We start from the raw sequence: 20,018 nt of genomic DNA on the forward strand, positions 1-20,018 counted from the left end.
ATGTACACATCCACACGCAAGCCAACCAACAACATTACCAGCCGGCGGAAGAAACGGGCAATCGCGCACCGGGACACGCGGGAGCGGCGTCAGGAGACGAAGCGGGTCTCCGGCTCGTCGAGCAGGGCGACCCGGATGCGGGCGCGGCCCTCCTCGTTCATGACGGGCAGATCGTGCACGTCGAACCAGGCGACCTCGAGGTTCTCGTCGTCGCCGACGCGCGGCTCGCCCGAGAGGTAGCGGCAGCGGAAGGTGTGGTTCAGGTACTGGGCACGATCGCCGTTCGGGTACTCGTACTGGTCCGTCACGGTCACCTCGACGAGGCGCTCCACCTCGACGTGCACGCTCGCCTCCTCCAGCGCCTCCCGCCGCGCGGTCGAGCCCGGATGCTCGCCGGGTTCGACGATGCCGCTGATCGGCGCCCACCGCCCGGTGTCCGCCCGCCGGGCGAGCAGCACGCGATCCGCGTCCTCGTTCAGAATCACCGCGGTCGTGCCCAGCAGCCAGAGCGGGGCATGACCGATGTGCTCGCGCAGGGCGACGATGAAGGGCGGGATCGGCATCGGGGAGGCTCCTCGGGCATCGGGGGTTCGGGGATCAAGGGCGGCTGGTGTGATCAGAGCGGCTGGTGGGGATCGGCCTCGTCGGTCAGGGCGCCACAGCGTCAGGGCATCAGAGCGTCGGCATTCACGCCCTCACGGCATCACGCCATCACGGTCACGCGCTCCCGGCATCAGCGCGCTCACGGGTGTCCCTGCGGCGCGCTCGGCCGCGGCGGCACGGCGCCCCCGGTGTTTGCGAGCGCGCGGAGGAGCACGTCGGTGAACTCGACCGGGCGGGTGACGCTCACCATGTGGTTCGCCCCCGGGATGTGGACGAGGCGGGCATCTCGGGCCGCGCGGACGAAGCGACGCTCCTGCAGGCGGAAGTGGTCGAACTGTCCGTTCACGAACCAGATCGGCACCGTGATCCTGCGCACGCTGGTCGTCGGCGCCAGCCCGCGCAGCGCCCGGAGCACGTCGTCCATCACGTCGAGCGCCGCGCCACCCGCGAGCACGTCGTCCGCGCCCGGCCGGGGGATGAAGGCGCGCACGAAGAACTCGTTGAGCCTGGCGCCGCGGTCCGGCAGACGATGGATGAGGTTGGCGGCGAGCCGGTAGGGCTCCAGTACGGCGACGGCGGGCGACGTGCCGCAGCTGGCGGCGAGGAGGCCGCGGATCGGGGGCCGCGCGTGGGCCGCGCCCGCATAGCGGAGGGAGAGGTAGCCGCCGAGGGAGAAGCCGACCAGGAACGCCGGCGCTCCCTGCGCGTCGGCGGCCTCGCGGACCGCATCGTCGATGGCGGCGAGCGCCCCCTCGAGTGTGAAGCGCTCCCCGATGCGGGTGCCGTGTCCCGGCAGCTCGACGGTGCGCACGGGGATCCCGAGGGCCGTGAGTCGCTCCACCTGGTATCGCCACATGGTCGCGGACGTGCGCAGGCCGTGCACGAGGACGACCGGGGCGGGCATCCCCCGATCGTAGCCAAGAGAGCCGGTCGGATACCCTGTGGTTCTCATGCCGGAACTCGCCTCGCACATCGCCTCCGTGCCCCCGTCGGGCATCCGCCGCATCCTGGAGCTGTCGTTCGAGCTCGACGACGTGATCGCGCTCAGCGTGGGGGAGCCCGACGTGCCCGTCGCGCCGCACATCACCCGCGCCGCCATCGACGCGTGGGCCGCCGACGAGACCAACTACGGCCCGAACGGCGGCATCGCGCCGCTCCGCGCGGCCATCGTGAAGAAGCTCGCACGGGTCAACGGGCTCGTCGTGGACCGCGAGCAGGTCTGGGTGACCATCGGCGCGTCGCAGGCCCTCTACCAGGCCATGAGCCTGACCCTCGGGGCGGGCGACGAGATCCTGCTGCCCGACCCCGGCTTCCCCACATTCACCATGAACGCCCGGATGCTGCAGGCCGAGCCGGTCTACTACCCGCTGCGGCCGGAGGGCGGCTTCCTTCCCGACCTCGACGAGCTCGAGCGGCTCATCACTCCGCGCACGCGGGTGCTGCTCATCAACTCGCCGTCGAACCCGCTCGGCACCGTGTTCCCGCGGGAGGTGCTCCAGTCGCTCGTGAACCTCGCCCGGAGGCACGACCTCTGGATCATCAGCGACGAGGTCTACGAGTACTTCACCTACGGCTCGGCCGAGCACGTCAGCGTCGGCACGCTGGACGCCGACGACCGCGTCTTCAGCGTCTTCTCCCTGTCCAAGACGTACGCGCTCACCGGCGCCCGGGTCGGCTACCTCGTCACCCCGCCGGGCCTCGCGCCGATCATGCGCAGCGCCCAGGAGGCGGCGATCAGCTGCGTGAACACCCCGGCTCAGTACGCCGGCGTCGCCGCGATCGAGGGCGACCAGACCCACGTCGCCGAGGCGAGGGGCCACTACGAGGAGAACCTGCGCCTCGCCACGCGGATGCTCGACGACCGGGGCATCCGCTACCTGGAGCCGCTCGGTGCCTTCTACCTGTGGATCGACATGTCCCACGCCACGAACGGCGACGTGTCGGCGTGGGCGGAGCGCCTGCTGCTGACCGAGCGGGTGGCGGTCGCGCCCGGCCGCGCCTTCGGGAGGTCGGGCGAGGGGTGGATCCGGATCTGCCTCGCGGCGGACGTCGAGACCCTGCGCGCGGGGCTCTCCCGGCTGCCGGTGCCGGCCGCGGTGGACGCGGTCGCACGCTGACCGTTCCATCCGGTCGTGGCGGGGATGTCCGACGGCGGTCGACAGGACCCGAAGAGTAATCCGGGGACCCGCCCGCCCATCCGACGGGGGATAGCCCCATGGTCCCGGCCCCCCGCGATTCCTAGCCTGTAGTCATGACCTCGACAGCCTCCCCCTACAGCCCCAACGACGCCTCCTCTGACCAGGCCTCCTCCCAGCGCACCGGCGAGCCGGTGTCCTCGCAGTCCAGCTACACCGAGTCCGGGTACGGCCAGCCGGGCTACGGGCAGACCGGCTACCCGCAGACCGGCTACCCGCAGTCCGACTACACCGGCGCCGGCTACCAGCAGGGCGGTTACGGGCAGTCCGGCTACACCGCCCCGCAGCCGCGACCCGGCAGCTACCCCACCCCCTTCGGCGAGAAAATGCTCAGCTACGTGAGCTTCTGGCTGGGCGTCGCATCCGTCGTGCTGAGCCCCACGGTGCTCGTGCCCGTCGCGGCCATCGTGCTGGGCTTCATGGCGCGCAACCGCGAGCCCGGCGGCCGCACCTGGGCGACGTGGGGCATCGTGCTCGGCTTCGTCATGGCCTTCGGCTGGCTCGTCGCCCTGATCGTCGGCGGCGTGGCCGCGCTGGCGGCACTCCCGTTCGTCGCGTTCCTGTAGTCGCCGCGAGAGCAACGAAGGGCCCCCGTCACCAGGCGGGGGCCCTTCCCCGCGTGGCGGTGTCGCGCGCAAGCGGGCGGCGGGCATGCGCGAGCGGTAGCTGGGCATGCGCGAGCGGGCGGGCAGCCGGTCGTACGCTCGAGGGATGACGAAATCCTCGCCGCTCACCGCCATCATCCATGGAACCGTCGTGCCGGTCGCCGGTCCTCCGCTCGAGCACGGCACCGTGCTGTTCGAGAACGGCAGGATCCTCGCCGTCGGCACCGATGTGACGATCCCGGGGGGTGCGCGGGTCGTCGACGCGGCGGGAAGGTGGGTGCTGCCCGGCTTCGTCGAGGCGCACGGCCACGTGGGCATCCACGAGGAGGCCAACGGCCCCGCCGGCAACGACACGAACGAGATGACCAACCCCAACACGGCCGCCGTGCGGGCGATCGACGCGATCGACATCGACGACGAGGGGTTCCGCGACGCCCTGTCCGGCGGCATCACCTCCATCGTGGTGAAGCCGGGCTCCGGTAACCCCATCGGCGGCCAGACGGTCGCCATCAAGACCTGGGGTGGCCGCACCATCGACGAGCAGGTGATCAGCGACGCGGTGAGCGTCAAGTCGGCCCTGGGCGAGAACCCGAAGCGCGTGTACGGCGAGAAGAAGCAGACGCCGAGCACCCGCCTCGGCGTCGCGCTCGTTCTCCGCGAGGCATTCGTCGCCGCCCAGGACTACCGCGCGGCCCGGGATCACGCCGCCGCCGAGAGCAAGCCCTTCACCCGCGACCTGACCAAGGAGACGCTCGTCCGGGTGCTCGAGGGCGAGCTCGCCTGGGACCAGCACACGCACCGTCACGATGACATCGCCACGGCCCTGCGCCTCGCGGACGAGTTCGGCTACCGGCTCGTGATCAATCACGGCACGGAGGGCCACAAGCTGGCCGACGTTCTGGCCGAGCGCGACGTCCCGGTGATCTACGGACCCATGTTCACCTCGCGCTCGAAGGTCGAGCTGCGCGACCGCGGCATCCCGAACCTCGTGGCCATGGCCGCGGCCGGCGTGCGCGTCGCCATCACGACCGATGCGCCCGTCGTGCCCATCAACTTCCTCGTGCACCAGGCGTCCTTCGCCGTGAAGGAGGGCCTGCCGCGCCAGACGGCGCTCGAGGCGATCACGGTGAACCCGGCATCCTTCCTGCGCCTCGACGACCGGGTCGGCGCCCTGCGTGAGGGCCTCGATGCCGACGTCGTGATCTGGTCCGGCGACCCGCTCGACGTGAACTCGCGCGCCGAGCTCGTCTTCATCGACGGGGCGGAGGTCTACCGCTGGGAGAACGGCCACGGCGCCGTGGTAGAGCGCTCGAGCCGATTCGCCTCGGCGACCGTCACGTCCGAGCCCGCCGAGGGCCGGCTGTGACCGACGCCGACGATCCGAGTACCGCTGATCCGGCTGAGGCCCCGGTGAGCGCGGCCGAGCTCGGCGCGTCCGCGGGGGCATCCGCGCGTCGCGTCGTCCTGGCGGGCGCGTCGGGCTTCCTCGGCTCCTACCTGCGCCGGGAGTTCGAGGCCGAGGGATACCGGGTGCTCGCCATCGGCCGCTCCGGTCCGGACGCGCGCTGGGGCGACCCCGAGGGCATCCGCCGGCTGCTCGACGGGGTCGATCTCGTCGTGAATCTCGCCGGGAAGAGCGTCAACTGCCGGTACACGGCCCGGAATCGAGCGGAGATCCTCCGCTCCCGGCTCGAGACGACGCGGGAACTGGCGGAGGCGATCGCCGCCTGCGAGACGCCGCCCGCACTGTGGATCAACTCGAGCACCGCGACCATCTACCGCCACGCCGACGACCGCCCGATGACGGAGTCGACCGGGGAGATCGGCGACGGCTTCTCCGTGGAGGTCGCCCGCCGCTGGGAGCGCGCGTTCTTCGAGCCCGAGCTGCCCGGCACCCGGCGGGTCGCGCTGCGGATGGCGATCGTGCTCGGCAACGGATCCGCCCTGACGCCGTTGCTCGCCCTGGCCCGGTTCGGACTCGGCGGCCCGCAGCTCGACGGTCCCTGGTTCGCGACGCGAGCCCGTCGCCGGGCCGGCACCTTCCACCGGTACGCGCCGACGCGCGGCCGCCAGCGCTTCAGCTGGGTGCACATCGAGGACGTGCTCGGGATCGTGCGGTTCGTCCGTGACCACCCGGAGCTCGAGGGGCCGGTCAACGTGTCGGCCCCGAACCCGGAGGACAACCGCACGCTGATGGCGATCCTGCGGCGGGTCACCCGGCGTCCGGTGGGCCTGCCCGCCTTCCGCTGGATGCTCGAGCTCGGCATGTTCGTGCTGCGCTCGGAGTCCGAACTGGTGCTCAAGAGCCGGTGGGTGCTGCCCGAGCGGCTGACCGAGGCGGGCTACGTCTTCCGCCACCCGCGGCTGGAGCCGGCGATCCGGGACATCGTGCGCCGCTGACCCCGCTCGCCGAACCGGCCCACGGTCGCTGAGCCACGGTCGCTGAGCTTGTCGAAGCGACGCTCCGTGCCTCGGGGGCCCGGTCCCGTCCCTTCGGCAGGCTCGGGGACCGTGTGTTTCAGCCCGCTCTCGACACCCCGAGGGACCGCACACCGCCCGTCCCGGGGGACCCACGCAGGGCTGGCCCGGAAGGGCGCCGGAAGCATGGGAGAATTGCCGCACGATGTCACCTCGCGCAACCACGGTCCTGCAGCCGGCCTCCACCGACCCCTCGGCCATCCGGAACTTCTGCATCATCGCCCACATCGACCACGGCAAGTCGACGTTGGCCGACCGGATGCTGCAGATCACCGGCGTGGTCGACGAGCGGTCGATGCGGGCCCAGTACCTCGACCGCATGGACATCGAGCGCGAGCGCGGCATCACGATCAAGAGCCAGGCCGTCCGCATGCCGTGGAGCCTCGACGGCGCGCCCGTCGTGCTCAACATGATCGACACCCCCGGGCACGTCGACTTCACCTACGAGGTCAGCCGCTCGCTCGCCGCCTGCGAGGGCGCCATCCTGCTCGTCGACGCGGCCCAGGGCATCGAGGCCCAGACACTCGCGAACCTCTACCTCGCGCTCGACAACGACCTGACGATCATCCCGGTGCTGAACAAGATCGACCTCCCCGCCGCGGACCCCGAGAAGTACGCCAAGGAGCTCGCGAGCCTGATCGGCGGCCGGCCCGAGGACGTGCTGCGGGTGTCCGGCAAGACCGGCGAGGGCGTCGAGCAGCTCCTCGACCGCATCACCGAGCTCATCCCGGCCCCCGTCGGCGACGCGAACGCGCCCGCCCGCGCCATGATCTTCGACTCCGTCTACGACGCCTACCGCGGCGTCGTCACGTACGTGCGCATGATCGACGGCGCATTCTCGCCCCGCGAGAAGGTCATGATGATGAGCACGAAGAGCACCCACGAGCTGCTCGAGATCGGCGTGAGCTCGCCCGAGCCCGTCGCCTCCCAGGGCCTCGGCGTCGGCGAGGTCGGCTACCTCATTACGGGCGTGAAGGACGTGCGCCTGTCAAAGGTCGGTGACACCGTCACCAGCTCCGCGAAGCCCGCCACCGTCGCGCTCAAGGGCTACTCCGAGCCGAAGCCCATGGTGTTCTCCGGGCTCTACCCGATCGACGGCTCCGACTACCCGGTGCTGCGCGAGGCGCTCGACAAGCTCAAGCTGAGCGACGCCGCCCTCGTCTACGAGCCCGAGACCTCCGTCGCGCTCGGGTTCGGCTTCCGCTGCGGCTTCCTCGGCCTGCTGCACCTCGAGATCATCACGGAGCGGCTGGAGCGCGAGTTCAACCTCGATCTCATCGCCACCGCGCCCTCCGTCATCTACGAGGTCACCACCGAGGACAAGAAGCGCACGACGGTCACCAACCCGAGCGAGTTCCCCGGCGGCAAGATCTCGAGCGTGAGCGAGCCGATCGTCCGCGCCGCGATCCTCACCCCCAAGGACTACGTCGGCACCGTGATGGAGCTCTGCCAGGGGCGCCGTGGCAGCCTCATCGGCATGGAGTACCTCGGCGAGGACCGGGTCGAGATCAAGTACACGATGCCGCTCGGCGAGATCGTGTTCGACTTCTTCGACCAGCTGAAGAGCCGCACCCAGGGCTACGCCTCGCTCGACTACGAGCCCGTCGGCGAGCAGGAGGCCGACCTCGTGAAGGTCGACATCCTGCTGCAGGGCGAGCAGGTGGACGCGTTCAGCGCGATCGTCCACCGCGACAAGGCCTACGCCTACGGCACCCTGATGACCGAGCGGCTCCGCAAGCTGATCCCGCGGCAGCAGTTCGAGGTGCCCATCCAGGCCGCGATCGGCGCGCGGATCATCGCCCGCGAGTCCATCCGCGCCATGCGCAAGGACGTGCTCGCCAAGTGCTACGGCGGCGACATCACGCGCAAGCGGAAGCTGCTGGAGAAGCAGAAGGAGGGCAAGAAGCGCATGAAGATGGTCGGCCGCGTCGAGGTGCCCCAGGAGGCGTTCATCGCCGCGCTCTCCGGTGACACCGAGACCAAAGAGAAGAAGTAGCCCGTGGGGCGGCGCGCGCACGAGCCCGGGCCGCTCAACTACGCGCCCGTCGGCGGCACGTCGGCCCCCGACCTGCTCGGCAACCCGCCGCGCGGCTACCGGTCGTCCGAGCACCGAGGCCGCATCGGCGCCGGCGACGAGTGCTTCCGCCGCGCGGTCACCTCGCTGCTGACATGGGGCGTGCAGCGCGGCAGCGGACTGCGGGTGACCGACATCCGTCAGGGCACCGGCGCGCCCAGCGGGATCGTGGGGGACGACGGCACGCCCGCCCTCACCCTCGGCACGAGCATCGTGCTGCTGATGCCGCTCGGCCCGTTCGCGCTCCGGGCACCCGCGCGGGTCGTGTCCCTGACCGAGGAGCCCGACCGGGTCGGCTTCGCCTACGGCACGCTGACCGGCAATCCGATCAGCGGCGAGGAGAGCTTCGTCGTCGAGCGCACCGGCACCGGGGAGGTGTGGTTCACGCTCCGGCAGTTCTCCCGCCCGGGCAGGTGGTACTCCCGCGTCGCGTCCCCGGCACTCCGCGTCGCCCAGCGTCTGGGCGCGGCGCACTACCTCCGCGTGCTGCGCGCCGCGGCGAGGAGCTAGCGGCGGCCGGGCACACGGTTCCGAGCTCGCAGCCACCGGTGGGAGAATGAGGCAATGCCCAGCGCACTGCCCATCGCGGATCCCGCCCCGCTCGACGGTCTCCTGCCGTCGTCGGTCGCGGACGGCGCCGACGCCCGGAACCTCGGGGTCTACCTGCACGTCCCGTTCTGCCGCGTGCGCTGCGGATACTGCGACTTCAACACCTACACCGCCGCCGAGGTCCGCGGCGTGAAGCAGTCCGACTACGCGAGCGAGGCCGTCGCGGAGGTCGCGCTGGCCGGCGGTGTGCTCGGGGCGTCCGGTGCTCCCCGGCGCCCGGCAAGCACGGTTTTCTTCGGCGGCGGCACGCCGACCCTCCTGCCCGCGGACGACCTCGCGCGCATGCTCGGCGCCGTGCGCGACACCTTCGGCCTCGAGCCGGGCGCCGAGGTCACGACCGAGGCGAACCCGGACTCCGTCGACGCCGCGTACCTCGGGCGACTCGCCGAGGCCGGCTTCACCCGCGTCTCCTTCGGCATGCAGTCGGCCGTGCCGCACGTGCTGGCCACCCTCGAGCGCACTCACGACCCCGACCGCATCCCGCACGTCGTGCGCTGGGCCCGCGAGGCCGGCCTGCAGGTGAGTCTCGACCTCATCTACGGCACGCCGGGGGAGTCGCTCGAGGACTGGCGCGCCTCGCTCGAGCAGGCGGTCGCCCAGGAGCCCGACCACGTCTCCGCCTACTCGCTCATCGTCGAGCCGGGCACCAAGATGGCCCGGCAGATCAAGCGCGGCGAGGTCGCCGAGCCCGACGAGGACCTGCAGGCCGACATGTACGAGCTCGCGGACGCGCTGCTCGGCAGCGCCGGGTACGAGTGGTACGAGGTCAGCAACTGGGCCAGGGACGGTCGGGTGTCACGGCACAACCTCGCCTACTGGCAGGGACACGACTGGTGGGGCGTCGGCCCCGGCGCGCACAGCCACGTCGGCGGGGTCCGCTGGTGGAACGTCAAGCACCCCGCGGCCTACGCCGACCGGATGCACGCGGGCGTGTCGCCCGCGGCCGGGCGGGAGACGCTCGACGCGGAGACGCGCGAGGTGGAGCGTGTGCTGCTCGCGACCCGGGTGCGCGGGGGCCTGCGGACCGCATCGCTGCCCGCGGCAGCCCGCACCGCCGTCGCCGGCCTCATCGCGGACGGGCTGGTCGAGCCGGCCGCCGCGCTGCGCGGCTCCATCGTCCTCACCCTGCAGGGCCGGCTCCTCGCCGACGCGGTGGTCCGCCGGCTCCTGGACTAGGTCGCGATCGGCGCGCTCGTCGAAGAAACGTCCCGTCGACAGGCTCAGAAACCGTACGGGCGCAGCGGCCGCTCCCGCGCAGCTACTTGATGAAGCGGAACGCCACCGGATAGCGGTACGAGCCGCCGGCGTTGACCTTGACGCCCGCGATGATGGCAAACACGACGCCGGCGATCTGCACCGCCCAGGCGAGCGCGAAGAAGAGGCCACCGATGAGGATGATCATGAGGACGGCGCCCACGACGTAGAGGGCGATCACCGCCAGGGAGACCGTGATCTGGAAGTTCAGGGACTCCTTGCCCTCCTGGTTCGTCAGGCGGCCGCGGTCCTTGAAGATGAGCCAGAGGATGAGCGGCGGCAGCCAGCCGAGGATGCCGCCGAAGTGAGCGAGCGAGGCCCACTGCCGGTCCTCCGCGGGGCTGAGGGGCGGGGCGGGCTGCATGGAGTACTGAGGGGGGTTCGGATCGGTCATGGTCGTCCTCCAACGGAGCCCGAAGAGCCGCCGACGGCCTGACGGGCCAGGAGGGCGGGGCGCGTCTCGCACCAGTTCACAAAGTATCGTTCGCTCTCCGCCGAGTGCAATGCGTCCCGCTCCCATGAGCGGGCGGTACAATTGGCAGTCCGGTCCGGCGAGTGCCAATCGCCGGAATGGCACCCGGACCAGGAAGCCGGGATCGAACGAGAGAGGCGGTGTCTCATGGTTTCGGAACGCAGTCTCGAGGTGCTCCGCGTCATCGTGAAGGACTACGTCGCTTCGCGCGAGCCCGTCGGGTCCAAGTCCATCGTCGAGCGGTACGGCTTCGGCGTGTCGGCGGCGACCATCCGCAACGACATGGCCCTCCTCGAGGACGAGGAGCTCATCGTCGCGCCGCACACGTCCTCCGGTCGCGTGCCGACGGACAAGGGCTACCGACTGTTCGTCGACCAGCTCGCCGACCTGCGACCGCTGACCGCCGCCCAGCGCCAGGCGATCGAGACCTTCCTCGGCCAGTCCGTCGACCTCGACGACGTGCTCAGCCGCACCGTGCGCCTGCTGTCCCAGCTGACCAACCAGGTTGCGCTCGTGCAGTACCCCTCGCTGTCCACCTCGCACGTGCGGCACGTCGAGCTCGTGCCCCTCGCGCCGAACCGGCTCCTCACCGTGCTCATCACCGACTCCGGACGCGTGGAGCAGCGCGTCGTCGAGACGGCCGTCGACCTGGATCAGGAGTTCGTCGCCGAGCTGCGCGCCCGGCTGAACGCGAGCCTCGGCGGCCTGGGCCTCGCCCAGGCGGCCACCGCGCTCGACGAGATGACGACCGCGTTCCCCGCCGACCGCCGCGACGTCGTCGCGCCCGTCGTGGACACCCTCATCGAGCAGGTCTTCGCGAACCGCCAGGAGCGCCTCGTCATGGCGGGCGCCGCGAACCTGGCCCGCACCGAGCAGGACTTCCCGGGCAGCATCTTCCCGGTGCTCGAGGCCATCGAGGAGCAGGTGGCCCTGCTGCGCCTGTTCGGCGAGATGGCCGCGGATCAGCACGGCGTCGCCGCCCGCATCGGCCGGGAGAACGCGCAGTTCGGCCTGGGTGAGACTTCCGTGCTGACGAGTGGTTACAGTTCCTCGGGCGGCGCGCTCGCCCGGGTGGGCGTGCTCGGCCCGCTGCGCATGGACTACTCCAACAACATGGCCGCCGTCCGCGCGGTCGCCCGCTACCTCTCACGCCTGCTCGGCGAGAACTGAGACCCGACCCTCCACGAAAGGCCATGAGTGGCTGACCACTACGAAGTACTCGGCGTGAGCCGTGAAGCATCCCAGGACGAGATCAAGAAGGCCTACCGCCGGCTTGCCCGAGAGCTGCACCCCGACGTCAACCCGGGTGCGGACGCGTCCGAGCGCTTCAAGCTCGTCACCCACGCCTACGACGTGCTCTCCGACCCGCAGCAGCGCCAGCAGTACGACCTCGGCCCGCAGGCCGGGTTCGGCGGCCAGGGCTTCGGGGGCCAGGGCTTCGGCGGCTTCGGCGACATCTTTGAGACGTTCTTCGGCGGTGCCGCGGGTGGCGGCGGCGGACGCGGACCGCGCTCCCGGCGGGAGCGCGGCCAGGACGCGCTCCTGCGCGTCGAGGTCGACCTCGACGAGGTCATCTTCGGCACCCACCGCGACCTCGAGGTCGACACGGCCGTGCTCTGCGAGACCTGCAACGGCGCGTGCACCGCGCCGGGCACGTCCGAGGTCACCTGCGACATCTGCCACGGCTCCGGCTCGATCCAGCGCCAGGTGCGCTCGCTGCTCGGCAACGTCATGACCTCGAGCCCCTGCGGCACTTGCCGCGGCTACGGCACGGTCATCCCGTCGCCGTGCCCCACCTGCCAGGGCCAGGGTCGCGTCCGCGCCCGCCGCACCGTTCCCGTCGACATCCCGGCGGGCGTCGAGACCGGTCTGCGCCTGCAGATGCCCGGCTCCGGCGAGGTCGGCCAGGCCGGCGGCCCGAACGGCGACCTGTACCTCGAGATCAAGGTGCGCCACCACGACGTGTTCAGCCGGAACGGTGACGACCTGCTCGCGACCCTCGAGGTGTCGATGGCCGACGCCATCCTCGGCACCACGGTGACGGTCCCGGGTCTGGACGGCGACATCGACCTCGAGCTCCGGCCCGGGGTGCAGAGCGCGGAGATCCTCACCGTCAAGTCCCGCGGCGTCACCCGGCTGCGCGGCACCGGCCGGGGCGATCTGAAGATCGGTGTGCAGGTCGTGACCCCGACCCGGCTCGACCACAAGGAGCGCGACCTGATCAAGCAGTTCGCCAAGCGGCACAGGCAGCCGGAGCCGACGCTCGGCCACTTCCAGCAGGGACTGTTCGCCAAGCTGCGCGACCGCTTCCTGAACGTCTGACCCCGGGTGGCGCATTTCTACCTCGCCGAGGGCGGAGGAGCGGACTGGACCGTCGGCGCCTGGGTGTCGCTCGTCGGCGCCGAGGCCAAGCATGCCGTCACGGTGAGCCGGGTGCGGGTGGGGGAGACCCTGGAGCTGGGTGACGGCGCGGGAACCCTCGCGCGCGGCATTGTGACGCGCGCCGACGCGGCCGAGCTCGTGCTCCAGGTCGAGTCCGTCGAGCGCGTCCCCCCGCGCTCGCCCCGCATCCAGCTCGCCCAGGCGCTCGCCAAGGGGGACAGGGACGAGCTCGCCGTGCAGGCGGCGACCGAGCTCGGCGTCGACGGAGTGCTGCCGTGGTCTGCGGCCCGGTCGATCTCGCGCTGGCAGGGCCACAAGGTGGCGAAGGGTCGCGAGCGCTGGGCCGCCATCGTGCGCGAGGCGGCGAAGCAGTCCATCCGGCCCTGGCTGCCGACCGTCGGCGAGCTGATGACGACGCGGCAGCTCGCCGAGCTCGCCGGAAGCACGCGGATGCTGCTGCTCGAGCCGACCGCGACGAGCGCCATCTCGGACCTCCGTCTCGCCGACGCCGACGGTGCTGGCCGTAATGCAGAGGCCGATCCCGACCGCGACATCGTGCTGGTCGTTGGCCCCGAGGGCGGCATCGCGCCGGAGGAGCTCGAGACGCTGACGCGCGCCGGAGCGACGGCGGTCCGCCTCGGGCCCGAGGTGCTGCGCACGTCGACGGCCGGCCCCGCCGCCATCGCCGTGCTCAACGTCGCCCTGGCCCGATGGTGACCGGCACGGGAACCCCCGGAAGATTAAGCTGGACCCCATGACCGAACCCACACGCGAGCCGTCGATCTTCTCGCGCATCATCGCGCGGGAGATCCCGGCGACGATCGTGTACGAGACCGAAACGCTCCTCGCGTTCGAGGACATCGCGCCCCAGGCCCCCGTGCACGTGCTCGTCGTGCCCAAGACCGAGCGGTACGCGAACGTCGTCGAGCTCGCCGCGGGCAACCCCGCGCTCCTTGCGGAGATGGTGACCGCCGCCTCCCACATCGCCGCCGAACGAGCGGACGGCGAGTTCAGACTCATCTTCAACACCGGCGCGAGCGCCGGACAGACCGTGTTCCATGTGCACGCCCACGTCCTCGCGGGCTCGCTGGAGGAAGGCACCCTTGCCCACTGATACCACCCGCCCCACGAACGGACCCGCCGACGGAGGCGATTCCGTCGAGGTACGCATCCAGGTCGACGGCGTCGCCATGGTGCGACTGCTCGGCCCCCAGGACCGGCTGCTGAAGCAGATCGAGAACCAGTTCCCCCGCACCATGGTGCACGTCCGCGGCAACGAGATCACGCTCGCCGGGGAGCCGGATCAGGTGCACGCCGCGCGCCGCCTCGTCGAGGAGCTGCTGCAGATCGTGCGCAACGGCCACGACCTCGGCCCCGCCGAGGTGAACACGAGCGCCCGCATGCTCGGCGAGGACAGCCGGTCCAACCCGGCCGAGGTGCTGAGCCAGGCCATCCTCACCACGCGCGGCAAGAGCATCCGCCCGAAGACGCTCGGCCAGAAGCAGTACGTCGACTCGATCGACGAGAACACCATCGTCTTCGGCATCGGCCCCGCCGGCACCGGCAAGACCTACCTCGCCATGGCGAAGGCCGTGCAGGCGCTGCAGCGCAAGGAGGTGGAGCGCATCATCCTCACGCGCCCCGCCGTCGAGGCGGGGGAGCGCCTGGGCTACCTGCCGGGCTCGCTCACCGAGAAGATCGACCCGTACCTGCGGCCGCTGTACGACGCGCTGAACGAGATGATGGACCCGGAGCTCGTGCCGAAGCTCATGGCGTCGTCGACCATCGAGGTCGCGCCCCTCGCCTACATGCGCGGTCGCACGCTCAACAACTCGTTCGTCGTGCTCGACGAGGCGCAGAACACCACACCCGAGCAGATGAAGATGTTCCTCACCCGCCTCGGCTTCGGCTCGAAGATGGTGGTCACCGGCGACATCACCCAGGTCGACCTGCCCACCGGCGCGAGCGGACTCCAGCTGGTCACCCGCGTGCTGCGCGACATCGACGACATCTCCTTCGCGATGATGACGAGCGACGACGTCGTGCGCCACACGCTCGTCGGTCGCATCGTCGACGCCTACACGAAGTTCGACGCCGAGCGCCAGGCGCGGGAGTTCGCCCGGCGCGAGGAGCGCCGCACCGAGCCGGAGGGGGCCCGCACGCCCACCGACTACCGGCCGCCGCAGAATCGGGCGGAGCGCCGCTCCCAGGATCCCGGACGCTTCGGCGACGGCCGCGCCAGGAACCGATAGGACCGCATTGAGCATCGAGATCAACAACGAGTCGGCCGTCCCCGTCGACGAGGCGGCGCTGCAGCGGCTCGCGAGCTACGCCCTCGACGTGATGCACGTGCATCCGGACGCCGACCTCGCCATCGTGCTCGTCGATGAGGGCGCCATGGAGCAGCTGCACGTGCAGTGGATGGACGAGCCCGGACCCACCGACGTGCTCAGCTTCCCGATGGACGAGCTGCGGCCCGGCACGGAGGACGAGCCGACCCCGGCCGGACTGCTCGGCGACATCGTGCTGTGCCCGCAGGTCGCCATCGCGCAGGCCGAGACCGCGGGCCACAGCCCGCTCGACGAGATGCTCCTGCTCACCGCGCACGGCATCCTGCACCTGCTCGGCTTCGACCACGCCGAGCCGGACGAGGAGCGGGAGATGTTCGCCATCCAGCGCGACATCCTCATCGGCAACGCCATGCGCGAGCGCCACCCCTAGGCGGCGCGCGTGTTCGCTCTCTTCCTCGCCCTGGCCATCGTGCTGGTGGCGCTCGGTGGCCTGTTCGCCGCCGCGGACGCCGCCATCTCGACGCTCTCGCGCGCCGACGTGCACGAGCTGGCCGAGGGATCCCGCACGCCGCGATCGCTCGAGGCCATCTCCCGCGAACCGGACGCGCACCTCAACGCCCTGAACTTCATGCGCATCGTCGCGGAGACGACCGCGGCGGTGCTCGTCACGCTCGCGCTCGCCTCCGTGATCGAGCGGGTTTGGCTGGCCCTCCTGCTCTCGGCGCTCACCATGACGGCCGCGTCGTTCGTGCTCGTCGGCGCGAGCCCGCGCAGCGTGGGGCGCTTCCACCCGCGAGGCATGCTGCGCTTCACCGCCTGGATCGTGCACGGACTCCGCGTGTTCATCGGCCCGATCGCCAACGCGCTCGTCGCGCTCGGCAACCGCGTGACCCCGGGCCGGCCGAAGGCCGCCGCGACGTTCACCAGCGAGGAGCAGCTCCTCAGCATGGTGGACGAGGCCACCGAGCTCGACGTGCTCGAGGAGGACGACCGCGAGCTGATCCACTCGATCTTCGAGTTCAGCGAGACCGTGGTGCGCGAGGTCATGATCCCGCGCACCGACATGGTCACGATCGAGGCGACAGCGAGCATCGACGACGGCATGGGGCTGTTCCTCAGCAAGGGCATCTCCCGGGCCCCCATCACCGGCAAGGACTCCGACGAGATCGAGGGCGTGCTGTACCTCCGCGACCTGGCCCGGCAGATCTACGAGCGATCCTCCCGCGGTACGGAGCGGCGCGTGAGCGAGCTCGCTCGCCCCGCGATGTTCGTCCCGGAGTCGCAGAAGGCGGATGCGCTCCTGCGGCAGATGCAGGAGGAGTCGAACCACCTCGCCATGGTCGTGGACGAGTACGGCGGCATCGCCGGCCTCGTGACGCTCGAGGACCTGATCGAGGAGCTCGTCGGCGACATCTCGGACGAGTACGACCGCGACGTCGACGAGTACGAGGACCTCGGCGACGGAACCTTCCGGGTCAGCGCCCGGCTGCCGGTCGACGAGCTCGGCGACCTGTTCGACCTCGAGCTGGACGACGACGACGTGGACTCGGTCGGCGGACTGCTGACCAAGGCGCTCGGTAGGCTGCCCGTACGAGGCTCCGAGGCGACCGTCTCCGGGCTCGTGCTCACGGCGGACCGCTTCGAGGGCCGGCGCCGACGCATCAGCACCGTGCTGGTGACGCGGGATCTGGCCCTGCAGGAGGCGCAGGCCGCGTTCTCGGACGCGGGCAATGGAGGGGACACGGAACGTGACGGCTGAGACTGAACCCACGAACGGCGACATGCCCGGCGGAGCGGCGGGCGGCGATGCGTCCGGCGGTGTCGGCGGTGCTGGCGGCGAGTTCCGCGCGGGCTTCGTGTCCTTCGTCGGGCGCCCGAACGTCGGCAAGTCGACGCTGACGAACGCTCTTGTCGGCCAGAAGGTCGCGATCACCAGCCCGAAACCGCAGACGACGCGGCACGCCATCCGCGGCATCCTGCACCAGAAGAACGGGCAGCTGATCCTCGTCGACACGCCCGGCATTCACCGGCCGCGCACACTGCTCGGGGAGCGGCTCAACTCGCTCGTCCAGTCGACCCTCGGCGACGTCGATGTCATCGGCTTCTGCGTTCCCGCCAACGAGAAGGTCGGCCCGGGCGACCGTTTCATCAACGAGCAGCTCGACGCCTACCCGCGGGCCAAGAAGGTCGCGATCGTCACCAAGGTCGACGCGGCGTCCCGCCGGACCGTGGCCGAGCAGCTCATTGCCGTGTCGGAGCTGCGCGAGTGGGAGGCCATCGTGCCGCTCTCCGCCACGAGCTCCATCCAGCTCGACACGCTCGTGTCCGAGCTGCTGAAGCTCGTTCCGGTCTCGCCACCGCTCTATCCCGCCGACGCGGTGACCGACGAGCTGCTCGAGTCGCGGATCAGCGAGTTCATCCGAGAGGCGGCGCTCGAGGGCGTCACCGAGGAGCTGCCGCACTCCCTCGCCGTGACGATCGACGACATCATCGAGCGCGACGACCGCGAGCTCGTGGAGGTCTACGCGAACCTGTTCGTGGAGCGGGACAGCCAGAAGGGCATTATCATCGGGCACAACGGCAGCCGCCTCCGCGACGTCGGCGTGCGGGCCCGCGCCCAGATCGAGCCCCTCGTGGGCAAGAAGGTGTTCCTGTCCATTCGGGTGAAGGTTGCCCGCGACTGGCAGCGCGACCCGAAGCAGCTGGGGCGCCTCGGCTTCTGAGCCGGCGGGGCGGCCGAGTACCGCGGCCGGCGGGGGAACCGGATCCGCGGCCGGCAATCGGCGGCCCCACTCCCCGTCGCCCGGAGTACATCGCGAGGATGATCCGGATCGGCCGCGGGAGGGATTCCGGTCTCGCGGGGAGCGCCCCGGCTCGGACGCCGGTTACGGTGGGGGAGTGATGCGCAGGATCGGGCGGTACCAGCTCGCGAGCGACGCGATCCTCGCCACGCTCTTCGTCCTGTTCTTCAGCGCGATCATGGGCGCGAACGGCGGTCTCGTCGTGTTCGCGGTGCTGTGCCTCGGAGCCGCGCTCGCGTTCCGGCGCCTCTCCCCGGCGCTCTCCCTGGCCCTGGCGTGGCTCGGCGCCTTCGCGCAGATGGTCGCCGGACAGTCGGCCGATCTCTACGACGTCGCCATTCTCGCCGTCCTCTACGCCACCGCGGCCTACGGCACCCGGACCGTGCGCTGGTTCGGGCTCGCCTCGGTCGGTGTCGGCGGCCTGGTGTCCGCCTCCTACCTGACGGCGTACCGCCTCGGTGGGCTCTTCCCCAGCGACTCGACGACGGCGTTCGACAGCCTCCTGTGGTTCCTGTTCGTGCTCGTCGCCACCTGGGCGGTGCTCGGCCTGTCCTGGACGGCGGGCCAGCTCGTGCGCATCCGGCGGGCCGCCGTCGAGAGTCAGCGCGGCAGACGCATCGCCGAGGTCGAGCAGGAACGGGCGCTCGAGATCGTCGCCATCGAGCAGGAGCGCAACCGAATCGCCCGGGACATGCACGACATCGTCGCGCACTCCCTCGCCGTCGTCATCGCGCAGGCGGACGGCGCCCGCTACGCCAAGAACGTCGACCCGGACGCGGTCGACGAAGCCCTGCGCACGATCTCCGGCACGGCGCGCGAGGCGCTGGGCGAGGTCCGCGTGCTGCTCACCCAGCTGCGGCACAGCGAGGGGTCGGCGCCCGCCCCCGAGCTCGCCGACCTCGACAAGCTGATCGGCCAGGTGCGGGCGGCCGGGCTGCCCATCGACCTCGTGGAGACGGGCGAGCCCGCGGCTCTCGGCGGCGGGCAGCAGCTCGCGGTGTACCGCATCGTGCAGGAGGCGCTCACCAACGCGCTCCGGCACGGCGACCGCTCGCTCCCCGCTCGCGTGGAGCTGGACTGGCACCGCGGCGGGTTGGCCCTGCGGGTCGTCAACCGGGTCCGACCCGTGCAGGCGGCGACGACGCCCGTGCCCATCGTCGGCGCCGGCCACGGCATCGCCGGGATGCGGGAACGGGCGCAGCTGGCCGGCGGCGTGCTGCAGTCCGGCCGGTCCGGCGAGGACTGGGTCGTCGCCGCCGACCTGCCCTACGCGCCGACCGGCGCCGTGCCTCTCCCGTCCCCGCCCGGGTGGTCCGCGCCCGCGCCCGCCGTACCCCGCGGCACCCACCCGTACACGCCGCCCGCCCTGTCCGGTGGCATGACGCCGAGCGCGTCGCGCGACCGTTCCCCCCGATCCCGTTCAAGCCAGGAGTTCTCCCCGTGACACCGCCCCCCGCCATCCGTGTCGGCCTCGTCGACGACCAGGCCCTCTTCCGCACGGGCATCCGCATGCTCGTGTCGTCACAGCCGGATCTGGAGTTCGTCGGCGAGGCCGGCAACGGCGTCGAGGGCATGGAGATGGCCGCGGAGGCCCGGCCGGACGTGATCCTCATGGACATCAGGATGCCGGTCATGGACGGCATCGCCGCGACGGAGGGCATCCTCGCCGCCGCCGAGGCCGCGGGCACGACCCCGCCGCGCATCGTCGTGCTCACCACGTTCGACCTCGACGAGAGCGCGGCCCGGGCGATCCGGGGCGGCGCGAGCGGCTTCGTGCTCAAGGACGCCGATCCCGAGTTCCTGCTCGCCGCGATCCGCACCGTCCATGCGGGCAACTCCGTGATCGCCGCGTCGGCGACCAAGGAGCTGCTCGAGCACTTCGGCCCGGGCGAGCCGCCGCGCGTGCAGCCCGAGGCGTTCGGCACGCTCACCGCCCGGGAGCGGGACATCTTCCTGCTCGCCGCACGCGGACTCAGCAACTCGGAGATCGCGGGCAGCGAGTTCCTCAGCGAGGCGACGGTGAAGACTCACGTGAGCCGCATCCTGGCCAAGCTCGGCCTCCGTGACCGGGTGCAGCTCGTCGTCTTCGCCTTCGAGCACCGCCTCGTCGCCTAGCGCTCCGTCCGCGCCCGTTCCGGGCCGGTCCGGCACCCCGGGTCGGTGCCGGCCCACCCCGGGTAGCACGCCGAATCAGTCGGCAGGATGACCGGGGCGAGACCCCGGGCCGACGCGGGGAAACGGGGCCGCTTCCTAG

The 20,018-nt window shown here is 71.3% G+C and carries 20 protein-coding genes; 17 read left to right on the forward strand and 3 right to left on the reverse strand.

Annotation, left to right across the window (positions count from 1 at the left end):
* Nucleotides 1-89: 89 nt before the first annotated feature.
* Nucleotides 90-563 carry an NUDIX hydrolase gene (locus tag DAI20_RS12115; protein ID WP_108251150.1) on the reverse strand — a complete coding sequence of 158 codons (474 nt, stop codon included), beginning with the start codon at nucleotides 561-563 and terminating at the stop codon, nucleotides 90-92.
* Between the two features lie 179 nt (nucleotides 564-742).
* Nucleotides 743-1,507, reverse strand: a complete 765-nt coding sequence (locus tag DAI20_RS12120; protein ID WP_108251152.1) for an alpha/beta fold hydrolase — start codon at nucleotides 1,505-1,507, stop codon at nucleotides 743-745.
* 46 nt (nucleotides 1,508-1,553) lie between these two features.
* Here DAI20_RS12120 and DAI20_RS12125 point away from each other — a divergent pair, with 46 nt between their 5' ends.
* The 7 genes from DAI20_RS12125 (at nucleotide 1,554) to hemW (ending at nucleotide 9,740) form a co-directional block, all read left to right on the forward strand.
* Complete coding sequence (locus DAI20_RS12125) at nucleotides 1,554-2,720, forward strand: pyridoxal phosphate-dependent aminotransferase (RefSeq protein ID WP_108251711.1); 1,167 nt, start codon at nucleotides 1,554-1,556, stop codon at nucleotides 2,718-2,720.
* Nucleotides 2,721-2,854: 134 nt separating this feature from the next.
* Nucleotides 2,855-3,364, forward strand: coding sequence for a DUF4190 domain-containing protein (locus DAI20_RS18985; protein ID WP_240606056.1), 510 nt, complete (start codon nucleotides 2,855-2,857; stop codon nucleotides 3,362-3,364).
* A 145-nt stretch (nucleotides 3,365-3,509) separates the two neighbouring features.
* Nucleotides 3,510-4,769 (forward strand): amidohydrolase, encoded by a 1,260-nt coding sequence (locus tag DAI20_RS12135; RefSeq protein ID WP_108251154.1) that lies wholly within the window; start codon nucleotides 3,510-3,512, stop codon nucleotides 4,767-4,769.
* 44 nt (nucleotides 4,770-4,813) lie between these two features.
* Nucleotides 4,814-5,803, forward strand: coding sequence for an epimerase (locus tag DAI20_RS12140; protein WP_108251156.1), 990 nt, complete (start codon nucleotides 4,814-4,816; stop codon nucleotides 5,801-5,803).
* A gap of 223 nt (nucleotides 5,804-6,026) precedes the next feature.
* Nucleotides 6,027-7,877: a translation elongation factor 4 gene (lepA, locus tag DAI20_RS12145; RefSeq protein WP_108251158.1), complete on the forward strand. Its 1,851-nt coding sequence runs from the start codon at nucleotides 6,027-6,029 to the stop codon at nucleotides 7,875-7,877.
* Nucleotides 7,878-7,880: 3 nt separating this feature from the next.
* A complete protein-coding gene (locus DAI20_RS12150; protein ID WP_108251160.1) occupies nucleotides 7,881-8,465 on the forward strand; it encodes a DUF1990 domain-containing protein in 585 nt (194 codons plus the stop codon).
* 54 nt (nucleotides 8,466-8,519) lie between these two features.
* Nucleotides 8,520-9,740: a radical SAM family heme chaperone HemW gene (gene hemW / locus DAI20_RS12155; protein ID WP_108251162.1), complete on the forward strand. Its 1,221-nt coding sequence runs from the start codon at nucleotides 8,520-8,522 to the stop codon at nucleotides 9,738-9,740.
* A gap of 82 nt (nucleotides 9,741-9,822) precedes the next feature.
* Here the strand turns inward: hemW and DAI20_RS12160 are convergent, their stop codons facing one another.
* Nucleotides 9,823-10,212, reverse strand: coding sequence for a DUF4870 domain-containing protein (locus DAI20_RS12160; protein WP_108251164.1), 390 nt, complete (start codon nucleotides 10,210-10,212; stop codon nucleotides 9,823-9,825).
* Nucleotides 10,213-10,437: 225 nt separating this feature from the next.
* On the opposite strand from DAI20_RS12160, the gene hrcA reads away from it, so the two are divergent.
* The 10 genes from hrcA (at nucleotide 10,438) to DAI20_RS12210 (ending at nucleotide 19,879) form a co-directional block, all read left to right on the forward strand.
* Complete coding sequence (hrcA, locus tag DAI20_RS12165) at nucleotides 10,438-11,460, forward strand: heat-inducible transcriptional repressor HrcA (RefSeq protein ID WP_108251166.1); 1,023 nt, start codon at nucleotides 10,438-10,440, stop codon at nucleotides 11,458-11,460.
* A 27-nt stretch (nucleotides 11,461-11,487) separates the two neighbouring features.
* Nucleotides 11,488-12,612: a molecular chaperone DnaJ gene (gene dnaJ / locus DAI20_RS12170; RefSeq protein ID WP_108251168.1), complete on the forward strand. Its 1,125-nt coding sequence runs from the start codon at nucleotides 11,488-11,490 to the stop codon at nucleotides 12,610-12,612.
* A gap of 6 nt (nucleotides 12,613-12,618) precedes the next feature.
* A complete protein-coding gene (locus DAI20_RS12175) occupies nucleotides 12,619-13,389 on the forward strand; it encodes a 16S rRNA (uracil(1498)-N(3))-methyltransferase (protein WP_108251170.1) in 771 nt (256 codons plus the stop codon).
* A gap of 37 nt (nucleotides 13,390-13,426) precedes the next feature.
* Nucleotides 13,427-13,786 (forward strand): histidine triad nucleotide-binding protein, encoded by a 360-nt coding sequence (locus tag DAI20_RS12180; protein WP_108251172.1) that lies wholly within the window; start codon nucleotides 13,427-13,429, stop codon nucleotides 13,784-13,786.
* A gap of 76 nt (nucleotides 13,787-13,862) precedes the next feature.
* Nucleotides 13,863-14,924 carry a PhoH family protein gene (locus tag DAI20_RS12185; protein WP_240606074.1) on the forward strand — a complete coding sequence of 354 codons (1,062 nt, stop codon included), beginning with the start codon at nucleotides 13,863-13,865 and terminating at the stop codon, nucleotides 14,922-14,924.
* A 7-nt stretch (nucleotides 14,925-14,931) separates the two neighbouring features.
* Nucleotides 14,932-15,393, forward strand: coding sequence for an rRNA maturation RNase YbeY (gene ybeY / locus DAI20_RS12190; RefSeq protein WP_108251176.1), 462 nt, complete (start codon nucleotides 14,932-14,934; stop codon nucleotides 15,391-15,393).
* 9 nt (nucleotides 15,394-15,402) lie between these two features.
* Nucleotides 15,403-16,722 (forward strand): hemolysin family protein, encoded by a 1,320-nt coding sequence (locus tag DAI20_RS12195; RefSeq protein WP_108251178.1) that lies wholly within the window; start codon nucleotides 15,403-15,405, stop codon nucleotides 16,720-16,722.
* 22 nt (nucleotides 16,723-16,744) lie between these two features.
* Nucleotides 16,745-17,686, forward strand: coding sequence for a GTPase Era (gene era / locus DAI20_RS12200; RefSeq protein ID WP_108251180.1), 942 nt, complete (start codon nucleotides 16,745-16,747; stop codon nucleotides 17,684-17,686).
* A gap of 178 nt (nucleotides 17,687-17,864) precedes the next feature.
* Complete coding sequence (locus DAI20_RS12205) at nucleotides 17,865-19,208, forward strand: histidine kinase (protein ID WP_240606075.1); 1,344 nt, start codon at nucleotides 17,865-17,867, stop codon at nucleotides 19,206-19,208.
* Nucleotides 19,205-19,879: a response regulator gene (locus tag DAI20_RS12210; protein ID WP_108251184.1), complete on the forward strand. Its 675-nt coding sequence runs from the start codon at nucleotides 19,205-19,207 to the stop codon at nucleotides 19,877-19,879. The genes DAI20_RS12205 and DAI20_RS12210 overlap by 4 nt, the downstream gene beginning before the upstream one ends.
* Nucleotides 19,880-20,018 lie beyond the last annotated feature (139 nt).

The sequence above is a fragment of the Planctomonas deserti genome, from assembly GCF_003067705.1.
Classification (GTDB): Bacteria; Actinomycetota; Actinomycetes; order Actinomycetales; family Microbacteriaceae; genus Planctomonas; species Planctomonas deserti.